The organism is Acinetobacter sp. YH12099, assembly GCF_013419195.1.
Lineage (GTDB): Bacteria > Pseudomonadota > Gammaproteobacteria > Pseudomonadales > Moraxellaceae > Acinetobacter > Acinetobacter towneri.
This window is the reverse complement of the sequence record NZ_VPAP01000001.1, coordinates 1-13086: the sequence shown is the minus strand read 5'-3', so window position 1 is coordinate 13086 and position 13086 is coordinate 1. Positions and strand designations below refer to the sequence as shown.

10 protein-coding genes are annotated in these 13086 nt (G+C 40.7%); 7 read left to right on the top strand and 3 right to left on the bottom strand.

Annotated features, from left to right (window positions below):
• The first annotated feature begins 54 nt into the window (after nt 1-54).
• From FTU39_RS00050 to FTU39_RS00040, 3 genes are all read left to right on the top strand, one after another.
• Nucleotides 55-270, top strand: coding sequence for a hypothetical protein (locus tag FTU39_RS00050; RefSeq protein WP_004976879.1), 216 nt, complete (start codon nt 55-57; stop codon nt 268-270).
• A 221-nt stretch (nt 271-491) separates the two neighbouring features.
• Complete coding sequence (locus FTU39_RS00045) at nt 492-932, top strand: GNAT family N-acetyltransferase (RefSeq protein WP_004976877.1); 441 nt, start codon at nt 492-494, stop codon at nt 930-932.
• A gap of 136 nt (nt 933-1068) precedes the next feature.
• Nucleotides 1069-1653 carry a YceI family protein gene (locus tag FTU39_RS00040; RefSeq protein ID WP_004976875.1) on the top strand — a complete coding sequence of 195 codons (585 nt, stop codon included), beginning with the start codon at nt 1069-1071 and terminating at the stop codon, nt 1651-1653.
• A gap of 227 nt (nt 1654-1880) precedes the next feature.
• On the opposite strand, the gene FTU39_RS00035 is transcribed toward FTU39_RS00040, so the two are convergent.
• Nucleotides 1881-3392 carry an aldehyde dehydrogenase family protein gene (locus tag FTU39_RS00035; RefSeq protein WP_004976873.1) on the bottom strand — a complete coding sequence of 504 codons (1512 nt, stop codon included), beginning with the start codon at nt 3390-3392 and terminating at the stop codon, nt 1881-1883.
• A gap of 245 nt (nt 3393-3637) precedes the next feature.
• Between FTU39_RS00035 and FTU39_RS00030 the strand changes: the two genes are divergently transcribed.
• Entirely contained in the window at nt 3638-4819 is a 1182-nt protein-coding gene (locus FTU39_RS00030) for a transcriptional regulator (RefSeq protein WP_180051574.1), read from the top strand.
• Nucleotides 4820-4883: 64 nt separating this feature from the next.
• Here the strand turns inward: FTU39_RS00030 and FTU39_RS00025 are convergent, their stop codons facing one another.
• Nucleotides 4884-5879: an alpha/beta hydrolase gene (locus tag FTU39_RS00025; RefSeq protein WP_179990127.1), complete on the bottom strand. Its 996-nt coding sequence runs from the start codon at nt 5877-5879 to the stop codon at nt 4884-4886.
• Between the two features lie 247 nt (nt 5880-6126).
• Nucleotides 6127-7299: an iron-containing alcohol dehydrogenase gene (locus FTU39_RS00020; RefSeq protein WP_004976867.1), complete on the bottom strand. Its 1173-nt coding sequence runs from the start codon at nt 7297-7299 to the stop codon at nt 6127-6129.
• A gap of 456 nt (nt 7300-7755) precedes the next feature.
• On the opposite strand from FTU39_RS00020, the gene FTU39_RS00015 reads away from it, so the two are divergent.
• The 3 genes from FTU39_RS00015 to FTU39_RS00005 all read left to right on the top strand — a co-directional run bounded on the left by FTU39_RS00015 (nt 7756) and on the right by FTU39_RS00005 (nt 12685).
• Entirely contained in the window at nt 7756-9759 is a 2004-nt protein-coding gene (locus FTU39_RS00015) for a hypothetical protein (protein ID WP_180051573.1), read from the top strand.
• Nucleotides 9760-9848: 89 nt separating this feature from the next.
• Nucleotides 9849-11561: an AAA family ATPase gene (locus FTU39_RS00010; RefSeq protein ID WP_180051572.1), complete on the top strand. Its 1713-nt coding sequence runs from the start codon at nt 9849-9851 to the stop codon at nt 11559-11561.
• A gap of 140 nt (nt 11562-11701) precedes the next feature.
• Nucleotides 11702-12685: an ion transporter gene (locus tag FTU39_RS00005; RefSeq protein WP_096901190.1), complete on the top strand. Its 984-nt coding sequence runs from the start codon at nt 11702-11704 to the stop codon at nt 12683-12685.
• The last annotated feature ends 401 nt before the right edge of the window (nt 12686-13086 follow it).

The window sequence follows — 13086 nt, the reverse complement described above, 5'->3', positions numbered from 1 at the left end:
TCAGTGTAAGTCAGGTTTGTGAATAAACCTCTGTGTAATTGAGTGAGATGAGAAATGAGTTTGTACGAGCAAATTAATGATGAAGTCACTTTAATGGATGCGGGTGAGCAAAAGTGGATTGGACAAGATTTACCACTTGAAGCTATGGTGGCGGTAGAGTTGTTGTTACAGGATTTGGCTGAAGATCAGCAAATCAAAATTCGCCGTAAGAACCATGAAAAGCAATCAGGCTTAAAGCAAGTTGATCGTATTTTGATTGAGAAGCTTTAATCTATTGCGATGAATGCGGTGCATTAAATGGTGTATCGTCAAAAATAGCTTTATTCTATGCGTAGGGTAAAGCTTTTTTTATTGCTGAAAAATAGTTTATAAAATAGCCTAAGCATAATATTCAATGTGAATCATCAAGCATTTCAAGATATAACAATTAGGCAATATCCAAGCATGCAGACAACACAAGTACAGCATAACTAAGTCAAAAAATAGATATTGTGCCGTTAAGCGGAATTCAGTTTGAACAATGGCAAGCACTTTGGCAAGGCTATCAGCAATTTTATCGGGTGCAACTCAGTGATGACGTGACACAACAGACTTGGTCAAAACTAACTGATCCTCAACGACCTTATATTTATGGCTTGGCTGCCGTATATCAAACTCAAGTTGTCGCCATTGTGCATGTAATTGAACATGACAGTTGCTGGACGCTTAAACCTTATGCCTATTTGCAAGATTTATATACCTTGCCTGAGTACAGAGGGATGGGAATTGCTCAGCAGCTTATTCAGCAGGTGAATCAAACAGCGCAACAGCGTGAATGTGATCGGGTATATTGGCTGACTCATGAAGATAATTTACAGGCACGGCAGTTGTATGATCGTGTCGCAAAAAGAACAGGTTTTATTCAATATCGCAGCCCTGCAACAGCGATGTAAAACGCGCATGCATATTTTTACAAATTTATCGTTTCAGTCATGCAACATACTGTTTTATCTTTAATCCTGTATTTGCAGCAAAAATCTATAAACTAAACCTCATTGAAACGTATCAACACTTTTAGAGATGAACAATATGAACATGAAATCAATTGCTTTAGGTTTGGCTATCGCGTCTGCAGCAACAATGACAATGGCTAAACCAGTGGCTTATCAAATTGACCCAACGCATACTGCTACTGTATTTACTTGGGATCACTTCGGTTTTTCTACGCCATCAGGTAACTTCTCAGACATTCAAGGTACTATCAACATTGATGAGAAAAAACCTGCTAACTCATCTGTGAATGTGACGATTCCATTAAGTAGCATCAACACCAACGTAAAAGCTTTAGATGAGCACTTAATGGCAGCAGATTGGTTTGATGCAGCAAAATATCCAACCATTACTTTTAAAAGTACAAAAGTTGAAACTCAAGACAAGAAAAACTTTAAAATCACAGGTGATTTAACAGTTAAAGGTGTAACTAAGCCAGTGGTACTTGACGCAGTATTGAACAAACAAGGTCCACACCCAATGACTCAGGCAGCGACTGTTGGTTTTAATGCAACAACATCATTCAACCGTTCTGCATTTGGTATCGCAAGCTATGTACCAAACGTGGGTGATAAAATTACTGTTAACATCACTACTGAAGCATCTGTAGCTGCTAAAAAATAAGTAGTAATGATTTGATCAAAAAGCATCATTTTAAAAATGGTGCTTTTTTATGTCTGTGATTTTTATCCATGATTTTAATGTCAGCAACTTGAGGTCTATGGCTTTAAAATCTGTTTGGATGAATGGCTTTTTTATTTTACTTTTTGTCCATTCGTATATCCAAAACATAAAAAATGCGAACCGAAGTTCGCATTTTCATTCATCATGTTAAGGTTGAATTAACCAACTTAGAAGAAGCCAGCAGGTTTAGTTGAGTAGCTCACCAACAAGTTCTTGGTTTGTTGATAATGTTCTAACATCATCTTGTGGTTTTCACGGCCAATACCTGATTTTTTATAACCACCGAAAGCGGCATGCGCAGGGTAGATGTGGTAACAGTTCGTCCAAACGCGACCCGCCTGAATAGCACGGCCTGCACGGTAAGAAGTGTGCGCAGAACGTGACCAAACACCTGCACCTAAACCGTAAATGGTGTCATTGGCAATTTTAATGGCTTCATCAAAGTCTTTAAATGTAGTCACAGAAAGCACTGGGCCGAAAATTTCTTCTTGGAAAATTTTCATGTCATTGGTGCCTTTGAAAATTGTCGGCTCAATATAGAAACCACTGCCAACTTCATGACGTTCACCGCCACCTGTTAAAACTTGCGCACCTTCGGCACGACCTGTCGCAATACAACCCAAGATTTTGTTTTGTTGTTCTTGCGATGCCTGCGCACCAATCATAGTTTCAGTATCAAGCGGGTGACCTGTTTTAATACGTTTAACACGTTCAATGGCTTTTTCAAGGAAACGGTCAGCAATACTTTCCTGTACGAGCGCACGTGATGGACAAGTACAAATTTCACCCTGATTCAGCGCAAACATAGCAAAGCCTTCGAGTGCTTTGTCTAAGTAGTCGTCATCTTGCGCCATAATATCTTCAAAGAAAATATTTGGAGATTTACCACCAAGCTCTAAAGTCACTGGAATGATGTTTTCAGTGGCGTATTGCATGATCAATTGACCGACCTGGGTTGAACCTGTGAATGCAATTTTGGCAATACGTGGATTGGTTGCCAATGGGCGACCCACTTCTACACCATAACCATTGACTACGTTTAATACGCCTGCTGGCAATAAATCTTGAATCAGTTCGACCAAAACTAAAATACTAGCAGGGGTTTGCTCCGCAGGTTTAAGTACAATACAGTTACCCGCAGCCAAAGCAGGTGCAAGTTTCCATGTTGCCATTAAAATTGGGAAGTTCCATGGAATAATTTGCCCCACAACGCCCAACGGCTCATGAAAGTGATAGGCAATGGTATCTTCATCAATTTCAGAAATTCCGCCTTCTTGGGCACGAATACAGCCTGCAAAATAACGGAAATGGTCAATCGCCAATGGAATGTCGGCAGCCAATGTTTCCCGAACAGGCTTACCATTATCCCATGTTTCTGCCACTGCCAATAATTCTAGATTTTGTTCTAAACGATCTGCAATTTTAAGCAGAATGTTGGAGCGTGTGGTTGGAGATGAGCTGTTCCATTGTGCTTTGGCTTTATGGGCTGCATCTAAAGCCAGTTCAATGTCTTCTGCCGATGAGCGTGGGACTTTGGTAAATACTTTGCCATCTACAGGAGAGATATTTTCAAAGTATTCGCCTTTTACAGGGGCGACCCACTCGCCACCAATAAAGTTTTCGTATTGTGCTTTAAATTGAACTTTTGAACCGGGTTGATTGGGATCTACGTAACGCATAATTCTCTTCCTTTGATGGTTTTTTATAATCTGCCGTCATCTTTACCTTTTATCACAATCCTGTGTCTAAAATCAGGTTAAATTTACGGCTAAGGTATAAGGTACTTTAGTACGTTATTTGATTAGCATACCAATATAAGGTTGGAAAAAGGTTGGAAAGTTGCAGGTTTACAAGCAGCGAACAAATCCTTACAAAAGTAAGCAGTACAATGGATGTAATGCCCACAGGATTGTGAGAATCAGTCATGATGAAAAAACAAGATCTATTGGAAAAAAAACTGCATATTGAACGGTTTAGACAAAGCAGTAGTTTATCGCCGCTGCATGCGCAGCAAATTCAGCAAAGTATTTTAAATTCTTGGCAACGCTCTGAAATTGCAGAAATTCCTGTAGATCGGCAGGCTGCTCCGTTAAATTCCAGTTTATCGCATCCGCAAGGCGGTTCGGCTTTACAGAGAGCTGTGCAAAATTGCGCAGAAGATTTAAAACATATCGCGCAGCAGTCCGACATGGTGGCAGCCGTGGGCGATGTGGGCAGTACGATTATTTGGACGGCAGCGAGCGCTCAAATGCGTAATGTGGCGGAACGAGTACATTTTGTAGAGGGTGGACAGTGGCGTGAAGAGTTGGTGGGTACCAATGCTTTGGCTTTGTCACTCAAAACTCAGCAAGCCAGTTGTGTGTTTTCCAGTGAACATTATATGTCATCGTTACATGACTGGGTTTGTTATGCTGCACCAATTTTAGACCCACATTCCAAACAAGTGTTGGGCGTGATTGATTTATCGACCACTTGGAAAAATCATAACAGTTTGGGTTTGTTGGCAGCAGAGCGCTGTGCTTCTTTAATTCAAAATGCGTTGCTGGAACAGCAAAAACAGCAGCTTTATATTCGCGCGTTTCGTGTGCCACAGGTGTTATTTAATGGCAAAGTGGTAGTGATGACACCGCGTCAAATTGAAATATTGGTGATTTTGGCACTTTGCTCACAAGGCATGAGTTTAGACACTTTACACCAAGCACTATATGGTGAGCGTAAAGTCAGCATGGGAACGCTAAAAGCTGAAATGTCGCAATTACGCGATATTTTAGGGGGGATGCTCGGCTCGCGTCCTTACCGAGTTTTGGCGCATATTGAAGCCGATTTTTTACAAGCTGAGCAGGCTTTAGATGCAGGTTATGTGCAGTCTGCCTTGCAAACGTGTGCAGGGGTATTTTTGGCGAAAACTGAAAGTCCATTTTTATGCGCATGGCGAGATTGTTTAGAATCACGCCTGAGTGATGCCATTTTTAATGCACAAGATACCGATGTATTGCTGAAACATTTGGCGCATAGCCCTGAAGCGATTGATGCGGTAGAGCGTTTAATTGAACTGATGCCAAAGCATCATCCTGCACATCAAATTTTATTAAAATACAAAGCCTAAATGACGAATCAAGTCTTTAGGCTTTCATTTCACTGTCCTTTAGTCTTACTGTTTTTTTTAGTTTTTACAGCCCTTTGCGGTTTAACCAGTCAAACAAGGACTGATACACTTCCGCGCGGACTTCTGGCGCAGAAAGCACCAAATCATGCACGCCATCTTCAATTTGGCAAAGCTGAATATCGCCATGCATGTGATGCCCATATTTTTGCATATCTGCAACATTTAAAATTACGTCAGTGCGTTGCGCAATCTCATTCCATTGGCGTGGATAACTACTTTGACTCGCATGCATAATTAAGGTGGGTACACCCAAATGCACACTGGCATGAATTTCTTTTTGCGCTTCATGAATTGCACGAACAAAACTTAATCGCACTTTTGGATAACGCGGTTTCTTCCATTCCAAATTAAATAACCATTCACCATGATATTGTTTGTGTAGACTTGGTACATAAAATGGATTAAGGCGGCTTGGAAATTTCATTTCTGGCAGCAATTTGCCCAATTGGCTTAAACGAGGAATGCCGAATTTTTTCTCAATCTCGCTCATATTGAAATCATAAAAAGGGCTGTTGCACCATAAACCACGAATCAGTGGATGATTGGGATGATGTGCCACATATAACGTGGTGATTAATCCACCTGTTGAATGTCCTGCCAAAATTACTGAGTCATGTTCTTCTGTGGCAATTTGCTCAAGTGCAGCGGAAATTTCTGCATCATATTCAGACAAGCTGCGCACATTGTACCAATTTTGATGTGACAAATGCGAACGCCCATATTTACGTAAATCTAGGGCATAAAAGTCATAACCATGCTGATTAAACTGGTCTGCCATTTCTGTTTGAAAAAAATAGTCAATAAAACCATGAATATAAAGTACGGCTTTACGGGTTTCCTGTTCGGCTTTTTTGCGTACCAAGGTAGCAATCACTTTGCCTTCATAATCAGATGGAAAATCCAGCGTCATTTGTTGGTAATCGGCACCCAAAATATCGGGTTGATAGCTTGGTGTTGTTTTTTGTTTTTTACTTAACAGCATAAGGTGTTCGTCATCCATTTTATTTTGACTATATCCTTGATGAGCTGTGCGCATTTGTCAAATTGAATTATGCAAACCCTCTGCATCTAAATCGCTTTAGTTTTATGCTGCGAGTTCATTTTGTTCTGAACAGCAAAAAAAGCAGAACGCATCTGAGATGGTTCTGCCAAAGGGAAGGATAAAAATAAAACAGCAAAAGAGGAAAATTGAAAAAAAGGATGGGAGATGCTGAGCAAATCTTGATTCACTCAGCAGGAGATTCAAATTACATCGCGGCTTTAAAAATTTCGACCACTTGTGCATGATTGGCTTTACGTGGGTTGGTGAGCATGCAGGCATCTTTTTGTGCATTTTCAGCCATAATCGCCAAGTCATCTTCTTTCACGCCTAACTCTGCTAAACCTGTTGGAATACCAATCGAGCTAGATAGTTCACGAATAGCATCAATCGCGGCATAGGCGGCTTCTGTGGTGGTTAATCCGTCAGTATTGACTCCCATCAATTCTGCAATATCTGCATAACGCTCAGGGCAGGCAATCAGGTTAAATTCGCAAACATGCGGCAGTAAAATTGCATTACAGACGCCGTGCGGCAAGTTGTAGAAACCACCGAGTTGATGCGCCATGGCATGCACATAACCCAATGAGGCATTATTAAATGCCATACCAGCCAAATATTGCGCATAGCTCATGGCATCACGTGCTTCAATATTTTCACCATTTGCCACGGCAGGGCTAAGCCACTGGCTAATCATACGAATAGCTTTTTCAGCGCAGGCATCGGTAATAGGATTGGCTGCAGTTGAAACGTAGGCTTCTACAGCATGGGTTAAGGCATCCATGCCTGTTGCTGCGGTTAAACCTGCAGGTTTGGCAATCATGAGTTTTGGATCATCAATGGCGATGAGTGGTGTGCAGCGCCAATCGACAATTGCCATTTTAACGTGCGTGTCGGTATTGGTAATGATACAGAAACGGGTCATTTCCGATGCTGTACCTGCTGTGGTGTTAATGGCAATTAGTGGAGTCATTGGCACGGTACTTTTATCAATGCCTTCATAATCACGAATATGCCCACCACCTGCGGTAACTAAGCCAATGCCTTTGGCACAGTCGTGTGAAGAACCGCCACCTAAAGACACAATAAAGTCGCATTGATTGGCATTGTAGGCATCGACACCTTTATGTACGTTAATGTCGGTTGGGTTTGGCTCAGCACCTGCAAAGATATGGCTAGCAACGCCTGCTTCGGTGAGATAGCCTGCAATGGTATCGGCTACGCCAAATTTAAACAGTCCTTCATCTGTCACAATCAGGGCTTTTTTAGCACCTAAATTTTGCGCTCTTACGCCAATTTCTTTGGCACAACCAGGGCCGAAGAGAGACACACAAGGAATATAAAAACCGTTGGTTTGATCTGCAATATTTTTAAAAGCCATGCTCAGATTCCTTCTTGCATTGGGTATTGGAATAATGTGTTGTTATCGCGGTGTTGAACCGTGATTTGAGTATTCAATGCTTTGTGGTGAAATCCTACCTACCAAACACCAACCCTATTTTCTGAGTAAATAATGCAAACTAATCAATTGAAATTTATTTGTTTTTTAATGGGTTTTTATTTTTTCTGAAGTTGTGCGCAGGCTATAGGCAAGGGCTTAAATCTTGTTTATAGTGTTTTTGTATCTCTAATTTTAAGGTGTAGATACCGTTCACATAAATTTCAGGTGTAATTCAATTAATAAGTGGCTTAAGCTCGATTGAAGAATTGTCCACTTTTTGCAGATGGAAATAAAAAACAAAAAATAGGGATTAATCACGAGTTTGGTCTAGTCGCTGCAATTAAATAAAAATAAGATGCAACTTAGATAGACCGTACTTAAGCATGAGGAGTGTGTATGCAGCCAAGTCGCCAGCATAGCCAATTGCATGCCGTTGCACAGCAATTGGTACGTATTTCCAGTGTGGCCGCAGAAATATATCAAGATCAAATGGAGCTAGTTGGGCATCTCACTGCACAAAATATGTTCCGTATTGATCCTTTACAGCATCGGATTGAATTGCTAAACGGTCTATTTAGCCTTGAATTTTATCCGCCTAAATCTAACCCTAGTTTAATTCAGACGCAGTTTGAGTTTGCGGGGCAGTATCAAGAAGCGTTTGAAGATTTTTTTCTGCATGATTTACAGTTTCACACGGGTGATTTAAAGCCACAACACTCCTTATTTTTGCTTAATCAGGCGCAGCAATTACGACATCTGATTATGCAGCAAGCCTATATGTGGGTGGATGGTGCTGCACGTGTTCAACAGTTGCTGCTGCATTTAGATGGTGTACAGGCTCAGATTTTAGATCAAGCCTTGATTCAGTCTGATTATGCCCAGCATGCTGTTTTTACAGGTGCTGTACAGCATGGTGCGGTCATTCCAGATGAAACATTAACGGCCTTATCTGCATTGTGTGCTTTAGAATTTATTGAGGGTGATACCTTTTTGCCTGTGCAAGCCTTAATGCACAGTTATGATGATTTTTGTTTTAGTGCTGCACAGTTTTTGCCTAAAGCCATGTATCGTATTTTGACGGTGTCCTTTCCTGAGCGTTTTAATTTGCAGGATTTAATTGACCATCAGGATGATATTCAGTTGTTGTATCGGCATGCCGAAGAACATGGTCATTTACTGGGTTTTGCCCGCTTAATGCACCGAGAAGTCTGGCAGCGTTCCGATGCATTGGCAAAACCGCATTTTTTAAAATCCTGCCCTTTAATTTGGCAAAAGAAGGTTGCCAAACTGCCGTTATTTGATTATCCACGAGCGGTGAACTGGCTATTTAAACAGTCTGCGCAAGTGTTGGATTGGCTCAGTTTAAATATGCAGCATACCAGTGTGCGGGTCGCAGTGACTGCACTCAGTTTTGTCGATTGTAGTCAGGCACATCCACGTATTATTTTAGCGACATTGCAATATTTTCAATATTCTGCGGCGCGTATGTTTATTCAAAGCTGTAATGTGTATGCAACACAGCAGGCTTGGTTTGCGCATGCACATAATGTCAGTCTAATGCCACGTGGTGAAAAACAATCTGTAGATGATCCACGCGTTGCGATTAGTCCTTCTATTTTGTATTTGGATGAATGGGTGAGTTTGCTTAAAACCGTGGCGCAGCAAGATGAGTATTTGGTTAAGCATGTATTTAGACGTTTGAGTCGTGTCATGCAAAGTTATATGACTTATTTGCAGCAAATCACACAGGATTTACAGCCTACTTTGTTGGATTATATTCAGCCCGAGAGTCAGCAGCAGCGTGATTTTTATACGGTATTGCAGCGTTATCAGCTTCAACCCGATGATTTTCGGCAGCGTTTTTATTTACGGGCGCAGCATAAGCGAGTTTCAGTGTTTGACAGTTATGTGCGTGATTATTTACTAGAATATTTTGCAGCGCATACGCATATTCCTAAAAGTCTGAGTTGGTTAGGGCTGTTTCATCAGGCGGTGCGTTGGCATCAACAGGTCTACAAAGCAGAGCTGATGGCCAAATTAAAAAAGGAAATTCAGTGCTGTGCATGGCAGGCCAAAAGCCCTATGCCGATGCTAAAGTTTTCAGGTTGGTGCTTTGAGGAGCTGACTCATCTAGACCGTATTATTGAAGAATCACAAAACTTTAAACACTGTTTGGCACTTAGCTATGCCAAGCTAATGAGTGAAGGGCAATATGTGGCTTTTCACATGGCATCGCCACATTATGCGCAGCAATTGACCTTGGGGTGTCATTTTCGGCAAGGACAGCTTGAATTTGATCAGTTGGAATATCCGAATAATCAAAAAGCGGAACAGTTATTGGTGACCATTGCAGAGCAGTTTATTGCATGGGTGAATCCACAATTGCAAGCTAAAGCATAAGACAACAGTTGTCGTATTCGCAGACTTGAGCCTTAACTTTTGGGCAAAAACTCGTTAGGCTATAGCCGTTCAGCAATGGTATAGGTCTTATGAAACAGGAAACTGCACTTAAACTTTTAAAAGCAGGCGAAAATGTCTTTTTAACAGGCTCTGCTGGTGCGGGTAAAACCTATACCCTGAATCAATACATCAATTATTTAAAAGCACGTAAAGTACCTGTAGCCATCACTGCATCTACAGGTATTGCTGCAACGCACATGAATGGCATGACCATTCACACGTGGGCAGGCATTGGTATTAAAGACTTTTTATCAGATGCTGACCTGAAAAATATGAAAGAGCGCAAATATCTCAAAGAGCATTTAGAAAATGCGCAAGTGTTGATTATTGATGAAATTTCGATGTTGCATGCCAAGCAACTGAATTTAGTCAATCAGGTTTTAAAATATTTTAAAGACAGTGATGAAGCCTTTGGCGGCATTCAGGTGATTGTTGCGGGAGATTTTTTCCAGTTACCACCTGTAGGTAAAAATGATGAGCGCAACCGAGATAAATTTTGTTTTATGTCGGATGCGTGGGTAGAAGCCAAGTTCCGTGTGTGCTATTTGACCGAACAACACCGTCAGGGTGATGACTATTTAAATGATATTTTAAATGCAATTCGGGCGCAGAATATTGAACAAGCACATATTCAGGCTTTGGAACAAACTCGTCAGCAAGATATTGGGGATACGTTCACCCGTCTATATACCCATAATATGGATGTAGACAACATCAACTTTAAACATCTGAATGAAATTGAAACTGAGAGCAAGCAGTTTGATGCCGTGTGTGATGGCAATGAAAAACTGATTGAAACCCTGAAATCATCAGTACGTGCACCTGAAATTTTAAATCTGAAAAAACATGCCAAAGTGATGTTTGTTAAAAACAACTTTGATATGGGCTACATTAACGGCAGTTTAGGCGAAGTGATTGGCTTTGAAGAAGATGATGATCACGGCATTTTGCCTAAAGTGAAACTGACCGATGGCACAGTATTACTGGTCGAGCCTGAAACTTGGTCGGTGGATAATGATGCAGGCAAAACCATTGCCAGTTTCCAGCAAATTCCGCTGCGTTTGGCATGGGCAATTACCATCCACAAATCACAAGGTATGACCTTAGAAGCGGCAGAAATCAATCTTAGCCATACTTTTGAAAAAGGGCAGGGTTATGTGGCGTTGTCACGATTAAAATCGTTAAGCGGTTTGCGTTTATTGGGATTTAATAGCCAAGCTTTGGAACTCGACAGTTTAGCGATTAAGGCTGACCGCCGTTTTCAGGAATTGTCTGAAGAAGCTGAAACGCACTATGAGCTGATGGATTTAACACCACAACATAATGCATTTATTCGTCACTGTGGTGGCACGTTGAACGAAACCGAAATTTTGCGCAATGAAAAGAAAATTGCCAAAGGTGGAAAAACCAATTATGCGACTGCCACGTTAGATGAAACCCGCGCTTTATTTGAAGAAGGTTATGATATTCAGGATATTGCAGTAGAGCGAGGTTTAACTCCTGCAACTATTATCAACCATTTGGCACGTTTGCAAAAAGAACAAAATCTGGATATTTCAGTGGCACATCCAGGTGAAGAAGTGGTGGAAGAGGTCCGTAAAATTTATAAGCGATTAATGAAGCGTCAAAATGCAGAGCACTTCAGCGATGATGGCGCAATTAAACTGCGCCCGATTGTTGAAGCGACTAGTCCACGCATGGGCTATGATCAGGTGCGTTTAGCATTGCTGTTTATTCAGTAGTTTAGTCATTTGGATAATGATGACTTATACTGCAATTCTGCATTAAAAATGCCCGCTTAACGTCACATAAAATACTATCGTTTTGAGAAAAACTTCGGTTAAACTGCCATCACTGTAAGCCTTAAAATATAATATTCGGTATGGCATTTACACCGTGGTACACATTTCGAAAATTTGTCTATAACAACTTACACGACGATGACTATGAAACATGGTTTAGTCGTTGCATTAACTATTTTTTAATTTTACTGATTTTAGGCAATGCCAGTGCGGTTATTTTAGAGTCGGTGAATGATGTCTATCTTGCCTATCAGGTATTTTTTGACCATTTTGAAAACTTTTCCATCGCAGTGTTTACGCTTGAATATTTGCTGCGGATTTGGAGTATTGCCGAAAAAGACCCGTTTATTTCGCCGTGGAAACAGCGTGTAAAATGGCTTACCAGCGGTGGGGCAATTATAGATTTGTTGGCGATTCTACCTGCTTATATTAACTTCTTTGTGCATCTAGATTTACGGTTCCTAAGAATTTTACGTTTGCTGCGTTTGTTAAAACTGACACGTTACTTTGTATCATTGCAAATTTTATTAAGAGTGATCGAACGGGAAAAAGGATCATTTCAGGCAGTCATTTTTATTCTCTCTATTATGATTGTGATGTCTGCCGCAGGTGTGTATGTGGTGGAAAGCAAGGCACAGCCTGAAGCCTTTAGCTCAATTCCCGCTTCGATGTGGTGGGCAGTGGTGACTTTAACCACAGTCGGTTATGGCGATGTCACACCAATTACCCCTTGGGGCAGAATTTTAGGTGCGTTAATTACGGTATTGGGTGTCGGCTTGGCAGCATTGCCTGCAGGTATTTTAGCCACAGGTTTAGCCAACGAACTTGAACAACGTAAGCAGCATTTAGGGTTGAAATTTAGAGAGCTATTGCAAAATAGTGAGATTGATCTGTTAAATGATCAAGAAAAAATTGAAGATTTACGCAAACAAGTCGGTTTAACCACTGAGCAAACCCAAGATATTTTATTGCAGTTAATTCGTGAGCGTCGTGAAGAAGAGCTGCGTTTAGAACAGGAGCCTTATAAATACTGCCCACATTGTGGAGAGAAGTTGTCGGAGTAAGCGAGGCTTGGGTTAAGAATTTCAATTCTAGTTTGGCTCTGCACGTTGGAAGCCTAAAACATGCTTGCTGAATGCCATACTATTTCTATGGAATTGTATTGATTTCGTAGTAAATATCATCGAATAAAAACTAAGATGAAGAAAACTCATTATTTACATGCTAAGATTAAATTAATTCATTATTAAATTGAATCATGTTTGGCTTTGTTTCTTATTTTGCAAAATAAAAATGCGACCTAGGTCTAAACATGCAGTCAATAACTTGAAAAACTAGGGTAATCCTCCCTAAAAATAATTGAGTTTAAAAGTAGAAAATCGAATAACCTTGATTTAAGGAGATTTTCTATGAAAACATCTAAGTATTCAGACAGCTTGATCATGAGTATCTTGAAGCAAGCTGA